The sequence below is a fragment of the Pseudomonas sp. TH39(2020) genome (assembly GCF_016650715.1).
In the GTDB taxonomy this organism is placed as follows: Bacteria; Pseudomonadota; Gammaproteobacteria; order Pseudomonadales; family Pseudomonadaceae; genus Aquipseudomonas; species Aquipseudomonas mandelii_C.
On record NZ_JAEKFF010000005.1, the window covers coordinates 456,277 to 476,882 of the forward strand.

22 protein-coding genes are annotated in these 20,606 nt (G+C 60.1%); 12 read left to right on the forward strand and 10 right to left on the reverse strand.

All coding sequences use genetic code 11. The annotated features are described in order from the left end of the window. Window positions 1-114: 114 nt before the first annotated feature. Window positions 115-957, forward strand: coding sequence for an NAD-dependent protein deacetylase (locus JFU47_RS07145; protein WP_201182085.1), 843 nt, complete (start codon window positions 115-117; stop codon window positions 955-957). A gap of 151 nt (window positions 958-1,108) precedes the next feature. Here the strand turns inward: JFU47_RS07145 and JFU47_RS07150 are convergent, their stop codons facing one another. Further along, on the reverse strand, window positions 1,109-2,062 hold the full coding sequence (locus JFU47_RS07150) for a LysR family transcriptional regulator (protein ID WP_201182087.1): 954 nt from the start codon (window positions 2,060-2,062) through the stop codon (window positions 1,109-1,111). Between the two features lie 185 nt (window positions 2,063-2,247). Here JFU47_RS07150 and JFU47_RS07155 point away from each other — a divergent pair, with 185 nt between their 5' ends. Genes JFU47_RS07155 through JFU47_RS07165 form a run of 3 tightly spaced genes read left to right on the forward strand, consistent with a single transcriptional unit; the run spans window position 2,248 to window position 4,841 of the window. Next, entirely contained in the window at window positions 2,248-2,946 is a 699-nt protein-coding gene (locus tag JFU47_RS07155; protein WP_123367262.1) for a CoA transferase subunit A, read from the forward strand. Window positions 2,947-2,982: 36 nt separating this feature from the next. Next, complete coding sequence (locus JFU47_RS07160; protein ID WP_090182831.1) at window positions 2,983-3,648, forward strand: CoA transferase subunit B; 666 nt, start codon at window positions 2,983-2,985, stop codon at window positions 3,646-3,648. Between the two features lie 11 nt (window positions 3,649-3,659). Then, window positions 3,660-4,841 carry an acetyl-CoA C-acetyltransferase gene (locus tag JFU47_RS07165; protein WP_008153885.1) on the forward strand — a complete coding sequence of 394 codons (1,182 nt, stop codon included), beginning with the start codon at window positions 3,660-3,662 and terminating at the stop codon, window positions 4,839-4,841. Window positions 4,842-5,121: 280 nt separating this feature from the next. Here JFU47_RS07165 and JFU47_RS07170 read toward each other — a convergent pair whose 3' ends face one another. Next, complete coding sequence (locus tag JFU47_RS07170) at window positions 5,122-5,724, reverse strand: NADPH-dependent F420 reductase (protein ID WP_201182089.1); 603 nt, start codon at window positions 5,722-5,724, stop codon at window positions 5,122-5,124. A gap of 111 nt (window positions 5,725-5,835) precedes the next feature. Between JFU47_RS07170 and JFU47_RS07175 the strand changes: the two genes are divergently transcribed. Further along, on the forward strand, window positions 5,836-6,732 hold the full coding sequence (locus JFU47_RS07175; protein ID WP_201182091.1) for a LysR family transcriptional regulator: 897 nt from the start codon (window positions 5,836-5,838) through the stop codon (window positions 6,730-6,732). Between the two features lie 112 nt (window positions 6,733-6,844). Here JFU47_RS07175 and JFU47_RS07180 read toward each other — a convergent pair whose 3' ends face one another. Then, complete coding sequence (locus JFU47_RS07180; RefSeq protein ID WP_201182094.1) at window positions 6,845-8,164, reverse strand: Nramp family divalent metal transporter; 1,320 nt, start codon at window positions 8,162-8,164, stop codon at window positions 6,845-6,847. Window positions 8,165-8,436: 272 nt separating this feature from the next. On the opposite strand from JFU47_RS07180, the gene JFU47_RS07185 reads away from it, so the two are divergent. The 4 genes from JFU47_RS07185 to JFU47_RS07200 all read left to right on the forward strand — a co-directional run bounded on the left by JFU47_RS07185 (window position 8,437) and on the right by JFU47_RS07200 (window position 11,315). Further along, window positions 8,437-9,231: a hypothetical protein gene (locus tag JFU47_RS07185; RefSeq protein WP_201182095.1), complete on the forward strand. Its 795-nt coding sequence runs from the start codon at window positions 8,437-8,439 to the stop codon at window positions 9,229-9,231. A gap of 58 nt (window positions 9,232-9,289) precedes the next feature. After that, window positions 9,290-10,201: an aromatic amino acid exporter YddG gene (gene yddG, locus JFU47_RS07190; protein ID WP_201182097.1), complete on the forward strand. Its 912-nt coding sequence runs from the start codon at window positions 9,290-9,292 to the stop codon at window positions 10,199-10,201. A gap of 84 nt (window positions 10,202-10,285) precedes the next feature. Further along, on the forward strand, window positions 10,286-10,960 hold the full coding sequence (locus tag JFU47_RS07195) for a glutathione S-transferase family protein (RefSeq protein ID WP_201182098.1): 675 nt from the start codon (window positions 10,286-10,288) through the stop codon (window positions 10,958-10,960). A gap of 28 nt (window positions 10,961-10,988) precedes the next feature. Continuing rightward, the gene (locus JFU47_RS07200) at window positions 10,989-11,315 is read left to right on the forward strand and encodes a putative quinol monooxygenase (RefSeq protein ID WP_201182100.1); all 327 of its coding nucleotides are present in this window, start codon (window positions 10,989-10,991) and stop codon (window positions 11,313-11,315) included. Here JFU47_RS07200 and JFU47_RS07205 read toward each other — a convergent pair. The 3 genes from JFU47_RS07205 to JFU47_RS07215 all read right to left on the reverse strand — a co-directional run bounded on the left by JFU47_RS07205 (window position 11,284) and on the right by JFU47_RS07215 (window position 13,495). Next, entirely contained in the window at window positions 11,284-11,493 is a 210-nt protein-coding gene (locus JFU47_RS07205) for a hypothetical protein (protein ID WP_207202874.1), read from the reverse strand. The genes JFU47_RS07200 and JFU47_RS07205 overlap by 32 nt on opposite strands. A gap of 425 nt (window positions 11,494-11,918) precedes the next feature. Further along, complete coding sequence (locus JFU47_RS07210; RefSeq protein WP_201182102.1) at window positions 11,919-12,287, reverse strand: DUF6124 family protein; 369 nt, start codon at window positions 12,285-12,287, stop codon at window positions 11,919-11,921. A 662-nt stretch (window positions 12,288-12,949) separates the two neighbouring features. Further along, window positions 12,950-13,495: a DUF2867 domain-containing protein gene (locus JFU47_RS07215; protein WP_201182104.1), complete on the reverse strand. Its 546-nt coding sequence runs from the start codon at window positions 13,493-13,495 to the stop codon at window positions 12,950-12,952. A gap of 918 nt (window positions 13,496-14,413) precedes the next feature. Here JFU47_RS07215 and JFU47_RS07220 point away from each other — a divergent pair. Continuing rightward, entirely contained in the window at window positions 14,414-15,001 is a 588-nt protein-coding gene (locus JFU47_RS07220; RefSeq protein ID WP_201182106.1) for a hypothetical protein, read from the forward strand. A 3-nt stretch (window positions 15,002-15,004) separates the two neighbouring features. Here JFU47_RS07220 and JFU47_RS07225 read toward each other — a convergent pair whose 3' ends face one another. From JFU47_RS07225 to JFU47_RS07235, 3 genes are all read right to left on the reverse strand, one after another. Beyond that, window positions 15,005-15,721 (reverse strand): alpha/beta hydrolase, encoded by a 717-nt coding sequence (locus tag JFU47_RS07225; protein ID WP_201182108.1) that lies wholly within the window; start codon window positions 15,719-15,721, stop codon window positions 15,005-15,007. A 179-nt stretch (window positions 15,722-15,900) separates the two neighbouring features. Beyond that, window positions 15,901-17,013: a succinylglutamate desuccinylase/aspartoacylase family protein gene (locus JFU47_RS07230; RefSeq protein ID WP_201182110.1), complete on the reverse strand. Its 1,113-nt coding sequence runs from the start codon at window positions 17,011-17,013 to the stop codon at window positions 15,901-15,903. 214 nt (window positions 17,014-17,227) lie between these two features. Next, entirely contained in the window at window positions 17,228-18,007 is a 780-nt protein-coding gene (locus JFU47_RS07235; RefSeq protein ID WP_056746669.1) for an ABC transporter substrate-binding protein, read from the reverse strand. A gap of 235 nt (window positions 18,008-18,242) precedes the next feature. On the opposite strand from JFU47_RS07235, the gene JFU47_RS07240 reads away from it, so the two are divergent. Further along, window positions 18,243-18,875, forward strand: a complete 633-nt coding sequence (locus tag JFU47_RS07240) for a type 1 glutamine amidotransferase (protein WP_201182112.1) — start codon at window positions 18,243-18,245, stop codon at window positions 18,873-18,875. A gap of 109 nt (window positions 18,876-18,984) precedes the next feature. On the opposite strand, the gene JFU47_RS07245 is transcribed toward JFU47_RS07240, so the two are convergent. Next, the gene (locus tag JFU47_RS07245; RefSeq protein ID WP_201182113.1) at window positions 18,985-19,419 is read right to left on the reverse strand and encodes a rhodanese-like domain-containing protein; all 435 of its coding nucleotides are present in this window, start codon (window positions 19,417-19,419) and stop codon (window positions 18,985-18,987) included. A gap of 101 nt (window positions 19,420-19,520) precedes the next feature. On the opposite strand from JFU47_RS07245, the gene ftrA reads away from it, so the two are divergent. After that, window positions 19,521-20,495 (forward strand): transcriptional regulator FtrA, encoded by a 975-nt coding sequence (gene ftrA, locus JFU47_RS07250; protein WP_201182114.1) that lies wholly within the window; start codon window positions 19,521-19,523, stop codon window positions 20,493-20,495. Window positions 20,496-20,606 lie beyond the last annotated feature (111 nt).

Sequence of the window (20,606 nt, forward strand, 5' to 3'; positions counted from 1 at the left end):
TAGGAGCTGCCGCAGGCTGCGATCTTTTGATCTTGACTTGGCGATGCTGAAATCGCTGAAGATCAAAAGATCGCAGCCTGCGGCAGCTCCTACTGGCCCACCGGAGTGTTGAACATGCCAGGCAGCCTCATCCGCGAACAACTCGACCACCTTCAGCAGTTAATGACCGACCAGCCGTTTGTGGTCCTGACCGGTGCCGGCATCAGCACTCCGTCGGGCATTCCGGACTACCGCGATAATCAGGGCGTGCGGCGTGGCCGGCAACCGATGATGTATCAGGAATTCCTCTCCGCTCCCGAATCCCGGCGACGCTATTGGGCGCGGGCGATGCTCGGTTGGCCGCGGGTGCGCCAGGCCCAGCCGAACGTGGCCCATGAGGCTTTGGCCAGTTTGCAACGTTCGCAGCAGATCAGCGGGCTGATCACTCAAAACGTCGACACCCTGCACGACCAGGCCGGCAGCCATGACGTCATCGAACTTCACGGCAGCCTGCACCGGGTGTTGTGCCTGGACTGCGGAAAACGCAGCGAACGGGATTCGATCCAGCAATTGATGGAAGCGCAGAATCCGTATCTGGCCGGCGTGGATGCGGTGCAAGCCCCGGACGGTGACACGCTGCTGGATGCGGCGTTTGAGGCGCGGTTTCAGGTGCCGCATTGCCCGCATTGCGCAGGTGAACGGATGAAGCCGGATGTGGTGTTTTTTGGCGAGAATGTGGCGCAGGTGACAGCGGCCAAAGCGATGGCAGCGGTCGAAAAGGCTGCGGGATTGTTGGTGGTCGGGTCTTCGTTGATGGCGTATTCGGCGTTTCGGTTGTGCCGGGCGGTGGCGGATCAGGGGAAACCGTTGATTGCGATTAATTTGGGGAAGACTCGGGCGGATGAGCTCCTTGATTTGAAGATTGCGGGGTCTTGTGAACGGCTTTTACCGTTGTTGGCGGAGGGGCTGGGGCGGTGATGCCTTGAGCTCCGTGTTCGACTGAAGATCCACCCCTCACCCCAGCCCTCTCCCCAGGGGGGAGAGGGGAAAGGGAGCAGATCTCCATGGTTTTCAGATCCTGAATTCGACTCGCAGTCGCAGGTCGCAGTACCTAGCCGATGCAACTCGGTCAGTCCCCTCGCCCCTCCGGGGCGGTCCGACGTTTCGGGAGGGTTAGGGTGAGGGGTGGATTCAACTGTCGCCCCAAATCTTCAGCTTTAAGAATATCGAACAACGCCTGCGCCGCCGCCGACAGCTCAATCCCTGGCTTGGTCAACACCCCGATCGCCCGCTCCACCACCGGATCGCGCAAGGTAATGCACCGTGCGCCCAGTTCCAGCATCTGCCCGACACACAACGCCGGCACCGCACTCACCCCCAAACCGCTGGCCACCATCCGCCCGACTGTCGCCAATTGATGGCTCTCAAACTCCACCGGCAATTTCATCCCACGCGCCTGCAAGTGCTCTTCGAGCATCACCCGCACCGTCGACGGACGCTGCAAGGTAATGAACGGTTCCTTGAGCAAGGTCTGCCAGTCGATGTCACCCCGTTCGGCAAAAGGAGAATCCTTCGGCACCACGGCCACAAACCGATCCATGTACAACGGCGTGAAGGCCAGCGATGAACTTTGAGTCGGTTCAAACGCCACCCCCAGCTCGACCTGCCGGTCACGCACCATCTCCAGCACCTGCTCGTTGATCACGTCATTCACCGTGACGTTGACCTTGGGATAGCGCGCGCGGAAGGTTTTCAGGATCGGCGGCAGCAGGTTGCCGGCAAATGAGGGCATTGCCGCCAGCGTCACGCGCCCGCGCTGGAGGGTGAAGCGTTGCCGCAGCTCATCCTCGGCATTGTCCCAGTCAGCGATCAGGCGACGGGCCAGTGGCACCAGTGACTCTCCCTCCGCGGTCAGCGCGACATTGCGCGTGTTGCGGGTGAACAGGCGCCCGCCCAGCCCCTCCTCCAGCGCCTTGATGGTCAGGCTCAAGGCCGATTGCGACAGGTGCAACCGCTCGCAGGCCACGGCAAAACTCAAACTCTGGGCCACGGCCAGGAATGCGCGGATCTGCTTGACTGTCATGTTCGAATTGCTCCAGTAATGAGCGCAGGCGCTCCATTCGCGAGCAGGCTCGCTCCCACAGGATTGATTGGTGAGTTTTATCTATCAATCAACCTTAAAAATCAACTTAACAAATGAATCCTTCAGCGAGACACTCCTATCCCATACGGCTAGCCAGCCGCCCACAAAGAATAAAAGAGGTGCATATGGCAGGTTTCGACAAGCGCGTGAGTTCCTACGAGGAAGCCCTTGCAGGTCTTGAAGACGGCATGACCGTGATCGCCGGCGGCTTCGGTCTGTGCGGGATCCCGGAAAACCTCATCGCCGAGATCAAGCGCAAAGGCACACGTGACCTCACCGTGGTTTCCAACAACTGCGGCGTCGACGGTTTCGGCCTCGGCGTGCTGCTGGAAGACCGGCAGATCCGCAAAGTGGTGGCGTCCTATGTCGGCGAGAACAAAATGTTCGAGGAGCAACTGCTCAGCGGCGCCATCGAAGTGGTCCTGACCCCCCAAGGCACCCTCGCCGAAAAAATGCGTGCAGGCGGTGCCGGCATTCCCGCGTTCTTCACCGCGACCGGCGTCGGCACTCCTGTGGCCGAAGGCAAGGAAGTTCGCGAATTCCATGGCCGCAAGTACCTGATGGAAGAGTCCATCACCGGTGACTTCGCCATCGTCAAAGGCTGGAAAGCCGACCATTTCGGCAACGTCATCTATCGCCACACCGCCCAGAACTTCAACCCGCTGGCCGCCACTGCCGGCAAGATCACCGTGGTCGAAGTCGAAGAAATCGTCGAACCCGGCGAGCTGGACCCGGCGCAGATCCACACTCCTGGCATCTACGTCGACCGGGTCATTTGCGGCACGTTCGAGAAGCGCATCGAACAGCGCACCGTGCGTAAGTGATCCCCTGCCCCCGGACCGAATGAAGGAATAACAACAATGGCACTTTCCCGCGAACAAATGGCTCAACGCGTCGCCCGCGAAATGCAGGACGGCTTCTACGTGAACCTGGGCATCGGCATTCCGACCCTGGTCGCCAACTACATCCCTGAAGGCATGGAAGTCATGCTGCAGTCGGAAAACGGCCTGCTGGGCATGGGTCCCTTTCCTACTGAAGAAACCATCGATGCCGACATGATCAACGCCGGCAAACAAACGGTGACCGCGCGTATCGGCGCGTCGATCTTTTCCTCGGCCGAGTCCTTCGCGATGATCCGCGGTGGTCATGTCGATCTGACCGTACTTGGTGCGTTTGAAGTGGACGTGGAAGGCAACATCGCCTCGTGGATGATTCCCGGCAAACTGGTCAAGGGCATGGGCGGCGCCATGGACCTTGTGGCCGGCGCAGACAACATCATTGTCATCATGACCCACGCGTCCAAGGACGGTGAGTCCAAACTCCTGTCCAAGTGCAGCCTGCCGCTGACCGGCGCCGGTTGCATCAAGCGTGTGCTGACCGACCTCGCCTACCTGGAAATCAAGGACGGCGCATTCATTCTCAAGGAACGCGCACCGGGCGTCAGCGTCGAGGAGATTGTCGCCAAGACCGCCGGTAAACTGATCGTGCCGGATCACGTTCCGGAAATGCAGTTCGCTGCCCAGTGAGGAATCATTCCATGCAAGAAGTCGTCATTGTCGCCGCCACCCGCACCGCCATCGGCAGTTTCCAGGGTGCCCTGGCCAACGTGTCCGCGGTTGACCTCGGTGCTGCGGTGATCCGTCAGTTGCTGGCGCAAACCGGCCTGGACGTTGCTGAAGTCGATGAAGTGATCATGGGCCAGGTGTTGACCGCCGGCGCCGGGCAGAACCCTGCGCGCCAGTCCGCGATCAAGGCCGGCCTGCCGTTCACCGTGCCGGCGATGACCCTGAACAAGGTCTGCGGCTCGGGCCTCAAGGCGCTGCACCTGGCCACTCAGGCGATTCGCTGCGGCGATGCCGACGTGATCATTGCCGGCGGCCAGGAAAACATGAGCCTGTCCAATTACGTCATGCCGGGCGCTCGCACCGGCCTGCGCATGGGTCACGCGCAAATCGTCGACACCATGATCAGCGACGGCCTGTGGGATGCGTTCAACGATTACCACATGGGCATCACCGCCGAGAACCTGGCCGACAAGTACAGCCTGACTCGCGAGCAACAAGACGCCTTCGCCGCCGCCTCGCAGCAGAAAGCCACGGCCGCTATCGAAGCCGGGCGTTTTGCCGATGAGATCACGCCGATCCTGATTCCTCAGCGCAAGGGCGATCCGGTCGCCTTCCAGGTTGACGAACAACCTCGAGCAGGCACCACCGCTGAAGCACTGGGCAAACTGAAACCCGCCTTCAAAAAGGACGGTTCGGTGACCGCCGGTAACGCCTCGTCCCTGAACGACGGCGCCGCTGCCGTAATCCTGATGAGCGCCGAAAAGGCCAAGGCCCTCGGCCTGCCCGTGCTGGCGAAAATCGCGGCTTACGCCAACGCGGGTGTAGACCCGGCGATCATGGGCATCGGCCCGGTCAGCGCGACTCGTCGTTGCCTGGACAAGGCCGGCTGGTCCATCGACCAACTGGACCTGATCGAAGCCAACGAAGCCTTCGCCGCACAATCTTTGGCGGTAGCCAAGGATCTGGAATGGGACCTGAACAAGGTCAACGTCAACGGCGGCGCTATCGCCCTGGGTCACCCGATCGGTGCGTCGGGTTGCCGAGTGTTGGTGACCTTGCTGCACGAAATGATCAAGCGTGACGCCAAGAAAGGCCTCGCCACCCTGTGCATCGGTGGTGGTCAGGGCGTGGCACTGGCGATCGAACGGGCGTAAAGCGTTCAACAGACGGCGCGGGGACCCACGAATATCCGTTCGCCGTCTGGCAAAACACCCGGTGCGACTCACGTCGCACCGGGCTATCCACATCTCTGAAACCCATTTCTGTCACAACGCTCACTGTGTAGCAGCTGGCGAAGCCTGCGTTCGGCTGCGAAGCAGTCGTGAAATCAGACGATAGGGTGTTTCAGGCAGACCGCGTGCTCAGGTTTGACGACTGCTGCGCAGCCGAACGCAGGCTTCGCCAGCTGCTACGCCGAATGCGGTGAATGAAGAGTCAGGCAAATTTCACCAGATTCAGCACCGGCAGCGGACCGCCCGGAAACTGCACCAGCCGCGCCCCGACGCTCAATTCCCCAAGATCAATCCCGAAGAAGCCCAGCTGTTCGATCAGCTCCGCCACTTGAGCTTTCGCATCGGCATCATCACCGGACAGAAACAGCACCCGCCGCCCGCCCTCCGCCGCCGGATCGCTGTCCAGAAAACGCGCCTGAAGGTGGTTGAACGCCTTCACCACCCGCGCACCGGGCACCCACTCGGCAAACACCTCACTGGACGTTCGCCCCTGCAAATCCACCGCCTTGAACGACGGCGCCTCGATTGAGTTGTTGGCGTCGATGACAATCCGCCCGCCAAAATCCGGCAGGCCGGCGAGCGCAGTCGGCAACTTCGACCAGTTGACGGCGACCAGAACGATGGCTTGTGCGGCGGCCTCCTCGCGGGTTCCGGCACGCGCCGTTGGCCCGAGTTCTGCCACCAGCGAGGCCAGGCTTTGCGGGCCACGGCTGTTGGCAATAACCACTTCAATGCCTTGACGCGACAGTGCTCTGGCAAAGGCTGCGCCGATTGCGCCGGCGCCGATGATTCCGATGGTGCTCATGGTTGTTCACTCCGAGGGTTGTCGTTGGAGTGAATACTGCGCTTGCCATTAGCGCTTGATTAGCGGGTAATGTTTTGAATGATTTTCAAGCATGACTAGCAGGTGCCTGCTATGGAAACCCTCGCCAACCTCGAATCCTTCGTCCGCAGTGCCGAGACCGGCAGTTTTTCCGCCGCCGCACGGGTGCTCGCGCTGACCCCTGCCGCAGTCAGCCGCAACGTGGCGATGCTCGAACGCAACATCGGCGTGCGGCTGTTCCAGCGCTCAACCCGCAAGCTGTCCTTGACCGAAGCAGGGGAACGCTTTCTGACGAGCATCGGCGGCAATCTGGAAGCGTTACAAACAGCAATCAGCGCAGTAAGCAGCGACCAAGGCGAGCCGGCGGGCGTGCTCAAGGTCAGTCTGGCGCCGACGTTTGGCATCGGTCATGTCTTGCCGCTGCTACCGGCGTTCCTGGCGCGCTACCCATTGATTCGCCCGGAATGGCACTTCGAAAACCGCCCTGTGGATTTGATTGCCGAAGGGTATGACGCGGCCATAGGCGGCGGGTTCGAGTTGATGCCCGGGGTGGTGTCGCGGACGCTGGCGGCGGCGCATATCGTGGCGGTCGCTTCACCGGCTTACCTCTCAGGGCGCAGCCTGCCCGACAGCCCGGCAGACTTGTCCAGACACACCGGCATTGTGATGCGCGGCACCCGCACCGGGCGGATTCGCCAATGGCTGATGCACGATGGCGCGGGCAACGAAGCAGCGGCCAATCTCAACGAAAACATTGTGTTCAATGATCCGGCCGCCATGCGCGAAGCGGCATTACTTGGCCTGGGCGTGACACTGCTGGTGTTGCCGGATGTGCTGGCGAATATCCAGCGGGGCGAACTGGTGCGCCTGCTGCCCGACTGGCACGCCGACGCGGGACCGATCTCGTTGTATTACCCGAGCCGGACGTTGATGCCGGCCAAGACTCGGGTGTTTATTGATTTTGTGGTCGAGGCGTTTAAGCACAACTGATCGTTCCCACGCTCCGCGTGGGAATGCAGCCCGGGACGCTCCGCGGCCCTCCCGAAGCGGACGCGGAGCGTCCATTGAGGCATTCCCACGCGGAGCGTGGGAACGATCACGGTCAAGCCAGAAACTGCAATATCAACCAGCTATTCGCACCGCTGATCACCACAAACAACCCCCACGCCAGCGCCCTTGTCGGCCACCGATTCACAAACGGCCCCATGAGCCTGTGATCGTTGGTCATGCGAATCAGTGGATACAACGCAAACGGCAATTGCAGGCTCAACACCACCTGGCTCAACACCAGCAGCTTGCCGATCGCATGGTCGCCCATCAGCCAGACACCAATGAACGCCGGGATCAGCGCCAGCCCGCGGGTGATCAATCGTCGTTGCCAGCAAGGAATCCGCAGGTTGAGGAAGCCCTCCATGATCACCTGCCCGGCGATAGTCCCGGTGAAGGTCGAGCTCTGCCCCGACGCCAGCAACGCGACGCCAAACAACACACTGGCCAGCGCCCCGCCCACCAATGGGTCGAGCAGGTGATAAGCGTCCTGGATGTCGACCACATCGGTATGCCCGGTCTTGTGGAACGCCGCCGCGGCGAGGATCAGGATGGCCGCGTTGACCAGCAAGGCTAGGGCCAGGGAGCCAATGGTGTCGATGCGCGCCAGTTTCACCGCGTCCTGCTTGCTGGCCAGGTCCTTGCCGATCCTGCGGGTCTGCACGATGGAGGTGTGCAGGTACAAGTTATGCGGCATCACCGTAGCCCCGAGAATCCCGATGGCCAGGTACAGCGGCGCGGCTTCGCCGATGGCGGCCAGTGACGGCGTGAACCCCCGGGCCACGTCGGGCCAGTAGGGTTTGATCAACAGCAATTCAACGAAGAAACACACGCCGATGGTGCCCACCAGCACCAGCATGATGGCTTCAAGTCGGCGGAAGCCACGGTTTTGCAGGGCCAGCACCAGCAACGTGTCGAACGCCGTGAGCGCGATGCCGAAGGTCAGCGAACAGCCCAGCAGCAAATGGAACGCCAGGGCGCAGCCGAGCACTTCGGCCAGGTCAGTGGCGATGATCGAGATTTCCGCCAACACCCACTGGGTCCGTGCGGTGCGCGTGCTGTAGCGCTCCCGGCACAACTGCGCCAGATCACGCCCGGTGGCAATGCCCAGGCGCGAGCACAAACACTGCACCACCATCCCCGCCAGACTCGCCAGCAACACCACGAACAACAAGCTGTAACCAAACCGCGAGCCAGCCTCGATGGCGGTCGCCCAGTTGCCCGGGTCCATGTAGCCGATGGAAACCAGCAAGCCAGGACCGGCAAAGCGCAGCATCCGGTTGAAGAACGAGGCGCGGGGATCGACGGCAACGCTGCCGGCCACTTCCGGCGGACAGAACGGCGCCGTGGCGGTTTTGGGCAAACTGAATTTCACGCAAACATCCAGAAACAAATGGGAGGGGGCAGCTTAGACGTTTCACTCATTCTGGTGTACACGCAAACCTCCTGGAGCTGCCGAAGGCTGTGATCTTTTGCTCTTTAGCATTTTCAGGATCGCCGAAGATCAAGATCAAAAGATCGCAGCCTGCGGCAGCTCCTACAAGGACCGTGTTGTCGCAGGGTTGTATACAAAACCAGAGAATCCATAGAGCAATCACTTCCACGCAATGCTAACGTTGCCGCCTCACTCAGGTCGGAGGTGCGTGCGTGCTGATACTCAAACTGCTGGTCATCCCAGGGTTTCTCTTGCTGATTTCCCTGGCCGGTAAACGCTGGGGTCCTAGCGTAGCCGGTTGGTTGTCGGGGTTGCCGGTGGTAGTCGGGCCGATTCTGTTTTTTCTCGCCATCGAACAAGGCCAGGTGTTCGCCGCTCAATCGGCGACGGCAGCGCTGTCGGCGATGTTCGCGATGATTGCCTTTTGCGTGACCTACGCTCAGGTTGCACAACGGGCGAAGTGGCCGTGGGCGCTGGTGATTTCGCTGTTGGTCTGGGTCACGGCGGCCGTTGTGTTGTCGTTGATTCCGCCGTCCCTGGTGTTCTCGGTGATCGCCGCCGCGACCGCGCTGCTGGCGGCGCCGTATCTGTTTCCCTCGGTACAGCCAATCGTTTCAGGCCCAAAGCCGAAGTCCGACAAATTGCTGTTGCGCATGATTGCCGGCGCCCTGCTCACCCTCGCGGTCACGTTGTTGGCCAGCACCGTCGGCGAACGCTGGAGCGGCCTGCTCGCGGTGTTCCCGGTACTGGGCAGCGTGATGGCGGTGTTCTCCCAGCAAACCCGCGGGCCGGCGTTCACCGCTGCATTGTTGCGCGCCACCGCTACCGGCATGTATTCGTTCGCCGCGTTTTGCCTGGTGTTGGCGCTGGTCTTGCCAGGCATGGGCCTGACCGCGTTCGCCCTGGGCGTCGCGGTGTCAGTGGGTATGCTCGGGGTGACCAAGCGCTTGTTGGCCAAGCCGGCGAGCCCGATACCGGACGCTGGACGTACGGCGATCAAACGCTAAGCTGCTTGATGTCATCGGGCCAGCATGGTCGCCCGTTCATCGCGCTGAAGGAACAGACATGACTCCGCTTCGAAACAGCCACAGCGCGACGGCCGTCGGCGTGATTGCGATCGTGCTCTGGTCCTCCCTGGCTTTGCTGACCACCCTCACCGAAGGCATTCCACCGTTTGAACTGCTGACGCTGGGTTTCGGCGCGGCGTTCGCGGCGAGCCTGGTGATTCTGGGCCGACGCGGGATCGCAGGGTTCACCAGTTGGCGCCAGCCCTGGGCTGTATGGGCGACCGGGTTCGTCGGAATTTTCGTTTATCACGCGCTGTACTTTTTCGCACTCAAAGCCGCCCCGGCGGCTGAAGCCAGTCTGATCAACTACCTTTGGCCGCTGTTGCTGGTGTTGCTGTCGGCGTTCTCGGCCGGAGAAAAGCTGCACAAGCGGCAATTGCTCGGCGCACTGCTGGGCCTGGCCGGCACGGCCTTCATCATGCAGCAGCGCGCCCCGAATGCTGATGCCGCGATGCCCATCGCCGGTTATCTCGCGGCGTTTGGCTGTGCGTTGATATGGTCGGTTTATTCGGTAATCAACCGCCGGTTCAGCGAAGTACCGAGCAGCATCATTGGTGGCATCTGTGGCCTGGTCGCTGTGGCCGGACTGGTCTGTCACCTGGCATTCGAAACCACGGTACAGCCCGACATCAGCCAATGGACCGCGATTGTCGTCCTCGGGCTTGGACCGGTAGGACTGGCGTTTTTTGCCTGGGACCACGCCACCAAACACGGCAGTCTGGCGACGCTGGGGGCGCTGTCCTACCTGGCGCCGCTGATTTCCACGTTGTTGCTGATCACCGTGGGGCGCAGCCATGCCAGCCCGATTCTGATCGTCCCCGCGCTGCTGATTATCGCCGGGGCAGTCATCGCCACGTCGCGATCATCCGCCAAAGTGCCAATAACACGTTCGATAGTTTCGAACGAGTAAAGCAAAAAGCTCGCACGTCATTCGAACGGGTTTACTCCAACATCAGCCTCAGTTCGAAACCAACCATTGACTGAGGCCTACACCATGAAATTCTTTTTCCACCCTTCGCCCAACCCGATGAAAGTCGCCCTGCTGCTTGAAGAACTGCAAACGCCCTACGAATTGATCGGCGTCGATACCTTCAAAGGCGAGCAACACCTGCCGGCCTTTTTGGCGATCAACCCGAACGCCAAAGTGCCAGCCCTGGTCGATGGCGACGCAACCGTATTCGACTCCCAGGCGATCCTGCTGCACCTGGCGCAAAAACATCAGCGCTTCCTGCCGACCTCCGTGACCGGGCAAGCCGAGCTGCTGTCATGGCTGATGTTCATCGCCACTGGGCTGTCGCCATTTTCCGGCCAGGCGGTGCATTTCCTGCACCACGCGCCGGAAGACCTGGCGTATGCGAAAAACCGCTACCTCAAGGAAGTTGAACGCCACTACCGCGTGCTTGATCTGCGTCTGGCCGACCATCAGTACCTGGCTGGCGACACCTACAGCATCGCCGACATGGCGCTCTGGGGTTGGGCCAATTACGCGCCGTACATCCTCGGCGAAAATGGCCTGGCGGCGTACCCGAACGTCAAGCGCCTGTTCGATGAAATCAGCGCCCGTCCGGCCGCCCAACGTGCCCACGGTCTTAAAGAGAAACTGGTGCTGAAGGCGGAATTCGACGAAGAAACCCGTCGCAACCTGTTCCCGCAGAACCAGGCGCAGTAACCCATTCACAGCATTCGAAGGTGATGAAATGAGTGATCAAGTCGCGTTTATCGTTTACCTGCCGGCCAAACCGGAACGTTTCGCCGAAATGAAAGAACGGCTGCTGGACGTGGTGCACCAGATGTCGGCCGAACCGGACTTCGTCAACACCTGGGTCCACCAACTCCAGGACGATCCGAACACCCTGGTACTCTACGAAACCTGGAACTGCAGCAAGGACGACTTCATCACGCGTCACCTGAGCAAGCCGTATCGACAGGCGTATGAACAGCTGCTCCCGCAGTTGCTGGTCAGCAAACGTCGCATTGAGTTTCTGGATGTGATCAAGAGCTATCCGGTGCGACGTGGGGTCTGAGAGGACCTTCCAACGTGACAACGAGCATGTCTTCCATCGCACCTTCGTCTTTTTTGGCCACGGCCTGTGCGGCGCTGATGTCTTTGCGTTTGAGGCATTTGTTGGGCAACGTCGAGATCAGCTCGCCGCTGGCACTGTAGAAGGGGAATTTGAGGGTGAAGCTGAATGCGTCGGCCACCGTGGGTGCTCCCGGTGGGGTAGCTCTTTGAGAGCCCTGATGATGTCGCTTGGGACAGGCTCTGGATTTTAATCGGGTTTAAGGAGAGGGTTTCGCGGCTCGATCGAGGATCGTTATCGGGCAGTAATCACTCCATAGAAAGGACAAGGTGTTGTAGATGGAAGACGAAGTCACAATCGAGCATGAAGGTACGCAGTACGCCGCCCCTACCTGGTGTCGGGCGATACGTTGACGATGTTTTTACCGAATGGAGAGCAGCGGTCAACAGAGCTGCGTGGCCTGAGCGCTGAGAGCGCCGCGCGCCATCATCTGCGGTTCTACGTCGGTGGCATTACCAAAAAACAATAAGGAAGCTTGTCGCGGTCGCGACCTTTGAATGCTGCTAAACAGCGAGGGCGCAAGCGCCCTCGCTACCGGCCTGGCGACTACCCAGGCTTGTGGTTGTCCAGTACGCGATTGACCGCTAACTCACCCAACATGATGACCCGTTGCAGTACCAGCATCGTTTGGCGTCGTGGGCCGTCCGTCAAGTCGACGAGATCATTGACCATGGCGCTGGCTGATGCCAACGATTCGCAGGCCTCGACGAGCAACGTTTCGTCATCCACCGCTGCGTCGATGGTGAAAATGGTACTGGGCCTGTGGGGCGGTATCTGCGTTTTCGTCGCCCCGGGGTTCAGGTAGAAATTGAGTGCGCGGTCGGCCGCCTCTTTCATTTTCTTGGGGTCAAGATCAATAAAGGCGTCGTAGGGTACCGGACCGGTATTCGGGGGGTTAGGCGTAACTTTGAACATAAATGAAGCTCCAACTTGCAATATTGAGGAGCCATCACCCTCGCTACCAAACGAAGGGTGGCGGCCATGCGTGGGTTGGTAGACCGGTCGAAGTTGGGAAAACCCGGCGCTCACAATGGAGCCCCACGCATGACCACCATAAAAGCACAGTCCCGAAAAGAGACTGCATAAGGTGTTGCCATGCAACTTCGTAGCGGGCTACCAAACCCGATCACTGTTTTGCAGTGACCAGCAAACGATATAGCCCGCCCCACAGCCGCACAAGCCAGCGGATTCTGGCGCACGCGTAGGTAACGACGCAAGGCGTTGTAGCCGTTAGGACGTAACAGCGGGTGTCTTTAAACGCGAACCTTGATACGTGTTTATGCGCATCAAAAGTCGAGAATTTCTTCGCCCGTTTTTTGGCTGGGTGATTGCTCATACTTGCCCACCCGTTTGCATTCGACTTGACCAGTCATTGCATCGGATTTGACCGGCACGCTTCGTGGACATAACCGGCAGAGAACGACCCTTTGCCGTCGGTCATGCTTCCCGGAAGCTGTCGTTCAACGCCGAGCTAACAGGCCGCAACCTATGCCGCGCAGCGGCAGTCTTCGGTTGCGGTCCGGGTTGAGGGAAGGGTTAGACCTCAGTTGGCCGCGCATGATGATTTGGACTTTGGCTTACGCCTCCGTCGCCGACGGCCAGCCGATCCGTGCCGCACTACGAAGATTGGACTGAACGACTAAGCGATGAAACGGGGCAATGAGAAAAATATAGAGACGACCTAAGCGATTGTGGCAATGAACAACGGTCGACAGAATCAAGTGACGTTTAGCTCCCGGCGACGACTGACCGGAACACAGAACAGAGAGCCTGAAGTCCAGGTGTTTGTCGTCTTCTCCAAGAACAACTTCAGTTGGACTTGTGCTGTAGATCTTAAAGATGCCGAGTCGGCCCGCTCCGCTCTCCGCATCCAGTGATGCGAGATGCTTAGCTGTCTTGAGGCCGAAACCGGCTACGAGCGCGTCTCGAACCGTCAAGAGGCTGCTGACCCAAGGCGCTTGGTGAGCGAAGATGAACCTCGCCAACAATTCGGGATTGGTTGACGCTCCGGAGGGAAGCTCGATCGAGTAAGCGTCGGCGAGATTCATCGATGCGTAGGCTTTAGCAATCGCCGACTCCGGAGGAAGCGACACAGATGTTGCGTGATGGTGTTCGGTTGACATGTATGCGGCCTATGGTTCGTTTCTGAGGTCTAAAATTTCAACCACATGATCTGGCATCTCCTGCGGGAGCATTTGACTAGCACTGTAATTGGCATCTTCTTGGCTATCCGCCCGAATCGGCCTTGTGCCTTCGGACCAGGACTCGCTATCGAGCGACGACTTGAGGCGATATCTGTACTTCACGAAAAAGAACCTCAGTGCTGTCATTTTTTGGCCCTAGATGAGGGTTCAAGTACGAATCACAGGAAGCGTAGCATTGAATAGCCCCTGGCTTAGTAGACGCAACCGAACGCCCCACCGATCTCCGGCTCTTGTTGGTACTCGCCGGCTGCTTTTGGCCCAGAGTGTGTAAAAACGCTTCGCCAAAATTGAAGTGTGCGCGTCTACGTTAAATCTGAAATTTATCGGCACGTCAGCAGATGTGGATTTCGCGTAGAAGCGCGAGTTCCAGTCCAGTTTTGAGTACCTGTCGCGCTCAAAAACGTTTTTACACAGCCTCGGCCGATTTCTGCCGGTGGCGACCGACAGGAGTCGACCCAATACCAGCGAGCACCGGCAAGAATCGGAGATCAGTGCGGCGCACGTTTTCGAAGTTGCGCATGTGGGTGACGCTGGGCCAGGCCGCGGGTGCGGTTACCCCATAAGTGCAGGCCGGTGCCGTAGGAGTTGAAGACGGTGGTGATGCCGTTTTCGTTGAGCAGGTTGACCTCGCTGGTGGCGTCGTCGATGCGTGCGGTGAGTGGTCGTTCCAGGCCGATGACGCCCAGCTGCGGTTAGTTGGAGCTGGTCCATAAGTAGCCATAGGTAATTGCGCTGGCCATAAGAACGTGACCGTCCGTTAGACTGCGCTGGAATGCGCCGCAACCTCCATGGGATGATCGCCCCCACCGCGAGACCGATCATCCCTGGAGTTTCTGAATGTCATTGTTGAGTAAAAAAGCCGTTGTCCTGTTGTTGACGGCGGCTGCCAGTCTGGGAGCGCTGAACGCGCAGGCCGCCAAGGCCACTGCCAGCGATACCGCGCCCGCACAGAAAGTCTCGATGCTCGGCGGCAAGTTCACGTTCACCCTGCCCAAAGGTTTCGTCGCCAACCCGTTGCCTGCCGGCGACGCGGCCACCGGCACCGCCGGGGCAACGGGCACCATGTACACCAACAAGGCCACTAAAACCGTAGTGATCGCCGCTGAAAACACCATCCCCGGCGGCCTCAACGTCAAAGACAACGACGGTCAGTTCCTCGACTCCGTGGCGTCTGACTTCGCCACCGAACAAGCCACGGCGCTGCCGGACTTCACCAAACTCAGTGAAAAAAGCCTGACCCAGAAAGGCACTGGCCTGGGGCTGCGGCAGATCGACAGCACCGCCACCCAGGGCGGCGGCAAAACCCTCGACACCACGCTGATGGCCGCGTCCAACACGCGCATGGCGATCGTTCAAGTGATTTCCCGCCTCAGCGACAACGCTGGCCACGAGACGCTGGTCAAACAGATCGTCACCGGCAAATAAGCATCAGGGATTGAGACGCTGCAACCAGGCGCTCAAGTCCTGCATTTCGGCAGCACTTACGCTGTGACCGACGCCAGGGTAGGCATGAAATTCAGGCTTGAGTGACAGGCTCTGCAACAGGCTGTCGGCGTCCGTGCCGTCAATGTACGGAAGGCGTTTATCCGCAGTGCCATGACCGATGAAAATCGCCAGCTTCTGGCGTTTTTCATCCGGTTTCAGTTCGGACTGGAGCACCGGCAGAATCCGCCCGCTCAATGCCGCGATCCCGCCGACCGCCGCGGGATGACGCAACGCCACCTCGTAGGACATGATCGCGCCCTGGCTGAAACCCACCAGGAACACCTTGTTCGGTTCGGTGTGATATTTCTTCGCCGCCTGTGCGACGAAATCCAGCAAGACCTGGCCGCTGGTCTTCAGATCATCGGTCTCACCGTTGTATGCAGCGTTGCCCTTCTCGCGAAACCACTTGTAACTGCCCTCCTCCATCACCATCGGTGCGCGTACCGACAGGTAGTTGTATGACTCGGGCAGTTCATCCTTGATGTCGAACAGGTCCTCCTCGTTACTGCCAAAACCGTGGAGGAAAATCACCAGGGGCTGATGGCGCGATTCGGGGTTGGCCTGCTCCAGGTACTTGAGCGGCAGATCGGTTTGCAGCGGGGTTTGAGCGTGGACGGCAGCGGACGCCAGGAGTGTCAGCAGAGCGAGAAACTTCAACATAAACCTTCCTTCACAGAGCGCAGGATTCGGGGCAGAGCCTAACACTGTGAAGCTTGCCGGGGGATTATGGCTGTTGCTGATGCCGCCATCGCGAGCAGGCTCGCTCCCACATTTGAAATGCATTCCCCCTGTGGGAGCGAGCCTGCTCGCGAAGAGGCCCTGGGAAACGGCGACAATCCTTAGTCGTTAACCAGTTTCCCAACCCGAATCGGCTCACGCCCGGCGACCTTCGCCTGCCAGGTGCCCGGCTGGGTGTAGCGCCCGCGATCGATGGCAAACAACACGCCACTGGTCCCGGCGCAAACGGTCGTGACCCGATCACTCAGCGGATCGACCACTTCAAACAGCGCATCACCCTTCTCCACCCATTCACCCGAATCGCGCAAGAAACTGACGACCCCATGATGCGGCGCAAACAGGTATTGGGTGCCTTCGAACGGCATGCCTTCACAGCATTCGCTCGGGGCCGCTGGCCACGTGCCTTTGATGAAACCCTGCTCGGCGAGGAACCCGAGAATCGCCTCGCAATTGGCTTGAGCCTGATCGACTCGCGTATCACCCATGCTGCCCAACTCCAGCGTCGTCGCCAGGTTGGCCGGCGGGATCGCGGCCTCAGGGAAAGCCCTGGCCAGACGCAACCACGGCGTTGAACACGACTCATCGAATGAGCTGCCGCCGGATTCTTCACAGAGCAAAGCCACCCCAGCCTTCAAACGCGCCGCCAGGGATTGCCACTGCGGCCAGTGTTGCGGCAACGCATACAGATGAATCGCCGCGTCGAAATCACAATGCAGATCGAGGGTGATATCGGCCTCACAGGCGTGGCGCAGCAGCAAGCGGTGCATGGCTTCAAGCTGCGAGGTCGGTGCCGGCAGGCCGTCGAGTACCTGGCCCATGGTCTGGCGGATCAGCGCAATGTTGGCAGCCGCATCACTGCCCAGCCGATCGCCGATCAACTCGGCCACCGGTGCGCTGAGTTCGACGAAGGAGCGGTTGAAGTTCTTGCCGCTGCCCAGCTCGAAGCGGCCCATGTGGCTGCCTTGCAGGTGCTGATCGAGGCCAATGGGATTGGCCACCGGGACCAGTTCGATCACGCCCTGCAACTGGCCCTGGGTTTCGAGTTCGGCCAGACGCTTTTTCAGTTCCCACGCCGTGCGCATGCCCGGCAGTTCATCAGCGTGCAGGCTGGCCTGGATGTAGACCTTGCGAGTGCCCGCGCCATAACGAAACACGCTGAGGGTGCGTTCGGTGCCCAGGTGGCTCCAGGGCAGTGAATGGTCGATGCGTTGCATGGAAACTCCTGAATATCTGAACGGCGAAAATCACCTGTGGGAGCGAGCCTGCTCCGGGCGGCGTTCCGACGAAAGCGGTTTTCCAGTGGAAAATCTTTTGCCTGACACACCGCTTTCGCGAGCAGGCTCGCTCCCACAGGGATCTCATTTCAACAGAAAGAACATAAAAAAATGGCAACCGCGTCAACGGTTGCCACTTTTTTGAACGGCGTGATTACTGGCCGTAAACGTCAAAGTCGAAGTACTTGTCTTGCACTTGCTTGTACTTGCCGTTGGCGCGGATTTCGGTGATGGCGGTGTTGAATTTTTCTGCCAGGGCGGTATCGCCCTTGCGCACAGCAATACCGGCGCCGCCGCCGAAGTACTTGGCGTCTTCGTAGGTCGGGCCCACGAAAGCGAAACCTTTACCGGCGTCGGTTTTCAGGAAACCGTCGTCCAGGTTGACCGAGTCGGCCAGCATCGCGTCGAGACGACCGGCGACCATGTCCAGGTTGGCTTCCTGCTGGGAGCCGTAGCGAACCAGATTGATACCGGCCGGCACCAGCACTTCAGTGGCGAAGCGGTCGTGGGTACTGGCGCGCAGCACACCGACTTTCTTGCCTTTGAGTTCGGTCAGCGGATCCTTGATGTCGGTGCCTTCCTTCATCACGAAACGCGCCGGGGTGTGGTAGTACTTGATGGTGAAATCGACGTTCTTTTTGCGATCGTCGGTGATGGTCATGGACGACAGGATCGCGTCGATTTTCTTGACCTTCAGCGCCGGGATCAGGCCGTCGAACTCTTGCTCGACCCAGGTGCACTTCACTTTCATCTGCTCGCACAGCGCGTCGCCGATGTCCACGTCGAAGCCGGTGAGTTTGCCGTCAGGGGTTTTCATCGAGAATGGCGGGTAACCGGCTTCGATACCGAGGCGGATCGGCTTGGCGTCTTCGGCCACAGCCGTCAGGGACAACATCGACAGTGCCAGGGCACCGAACATCACTAGCTTCTTCATTTATAACTCCTGTGTGCGGAGGCTTTTATTGGCAGATTTCGGTAGGTGAAGACCGAAGTGGCCGGCAGTCTAGAGCGGCTCAAGGAGGGCAAATTGTGTTTAAGCGACAAATACTTATAGAAAAGTGGTCGGCGGATTCAAGTCCCTTGAAGCGTGCGCCAAGCCGGTGCAAAGACTGTAGGACAAGTCCTTTTTTCAGACAAAACCTACAAGCAAAAACTACAAGAGAGCCCTTATGCCCACGTTGAACCTGATCCAGCACCACCCCGCCGAAGGTCCCGGCGCCATTGCCACGTGGGCTGCGTCCCGGGGTTTGACCCTGAACGTATTTCGCGCCGACCTCGGCCAGTTGCCGCCAGTGAGCGCAGACCCCGTGATCCTGTTGGGCGGGCCTTATGAATCCAATGCCGGACCCGCCTGGCTGGAAGCCGAACGCCAGTGGTTGGCGGGCAGTCTGGATCAAGACGCGCCGGTGTTTGCGATTTGTCTGGGGGCGCAGTTGCTGGCGTTGAGTCTGGGCGGGAATGTGCGGCGGATGGATCGAACCGAAACCGGTTGGACCCGTGTGACGTTCGTCGATGGTCAGCATCTGAACGTGCTGGAATGGCACGAAGACGCCATTGACCTGCCGCCAAACGCGCAGTTGCTGGCCAGCAGTGATCAGTGCGAGCAGCAGATGTATCGCGCCGGGCCGACGCGGGTGGGTTTGCAGTTTCATCCGGAGTGGACGGCTGAATCGGTGGCAACGCTCAATGCGCACTTTGCCGACGAGTCACCGCTGCCCCGGGGTCAACAGGACAGCGCCGCCTATGCAACCGTGTTCGAGTGGTTGCAGGCGACGCTGGATGAGTGGTGGGCATCCGTATAGAGCAAGATCAACAGATCGCAGCCTCGTTTCACTCGACAGCTCCTACGGGCGATCGCGTAGACCTGTAGGAGCTGTCGAGTGAAACGAAGCTGCGATCTTTTCGACTACATCAACATTCGCAACTGATCACGGTGCTGGCAGGCCGTTGCACCGCCACACTCAACTCAAACCCTTCATCCAGCCACCCGGTCACCCCGCCGATCATTTCCTTGACCGGGTAACCCAGCGCCGCCAGTTTCACGGCAGCCTTGTTGGCACCGTTGCAGTGGGGCCCGGCGCAATACACCACGAACACGCTGGTTTTCGGGTAGGCCGCCAGACCTTCAGCGCTCAACAGTCGCCCCGGAATATTGATCGCCCCCGGCACATGGCCACGCTCGAACGCGAGCGGGCCGCGCACGTCTACCAGGACAAAATCCACTTCGCCGGCCTGTTGGCTGCCGTGGACGTCAGAACAGTCGGTTTCGAAGGTCAGACGGTCGCTGAAATGCATCAGGGCGATGGCAGATGGGGCGGCGGGAATCTCGCGGACCAGGCTGGTCATGGGCTGTACTCCAAAGTCTCGGTGGGTGTGAGAAAACTTTATCCGCCCGACGCTTGCGGCTACAGTGGCGCACAAGACACTCACCGGGAACTTTCCGCCAAATGCAGCCCACCCCTGGATTGGTCGCGATTCTGGCCTACGACGGCCTCTGTACATTCGAGTTCGGCATCGCCGTGGAGATCTTCGGCCTGGCACGTCCGGAGTTCGACTTCCCTTGGTACGAGCACCGGATCGCCGCCGTGGATCAAGGCCCGATGCGCGCCATGGGTGGCATTCAGGTATTGGCCGATGGCGGCATGGAGCTGCTCGAGGACGCCCGGACCATCATCATTCCCGGCTGGCGTGATCGCAACGCCCCGGTGCCTGAGGCATTGATCGCGGCCCTGCGCCAGGCCCATGCACGGGGTGCGCGGTTGTTATCGATCTGCTCGGGCGTGTTCGTGCTGGCGGCCACCGGTTTGCTCGACGGTCGCGGCGCCACCACACACTGGCGTTACACCGCTGAGTTGGCCGAGCGTTTTCCGAACATTCTGGTGGACCCGGACGTGCTCTATGTCGATTCAGGTCAGCTGATCACCTCGGCCGGCAGCGCTGCCGGTATCGATGCCTGCCTGCATTTGGTGGCGCGGGACTTCGGTACGCAAGTGGCCAACTCGGTGGCGCGGCGGCTGGTGATGTCGCCGCAACGTACCGGCGGTCAGGCGCAGTTCATTCCGACACCGGTCAGTCCTACGCCGCGTAGCGATTTGTCGCGCGTCATGCAGTGGGCACGCGAGCGTTTGCATGAACCGCTGGAGGTTCGCGAGCTGGCGAGTGAAGCGGCCATGAGTGAACGGACGTTTCTGCGCCGTTTCACTGAAGCCACCGGCATGCCGCCCAAGGCGTGGTTGCAGCATGAGCGCCTGGCCCGGGCCCGCGAGCTGCTTGAGAGCACGAGCCAGAACACCGACCAGATTGCCCAGCGCTGCGGTTATCGCTCGGTGGAGAGTTTTCGGGTGGCGTTTCGCAGCGTGGTCGGGGTGCCGCCGTCGGTGTATCGGGAGCGATTTGGGCGTGAGGTTAAAGCGGTTTTTTGAGGTGTTCTTTAGGGCCTCTTCGCGAGCAGGCTCGCTCCCACAGTTGACCGAGTTGTCTGAACGGACGCGGTCTATGTGGGAGCGAGCCTGCTCGCGAAGGCGCCAGCCCGG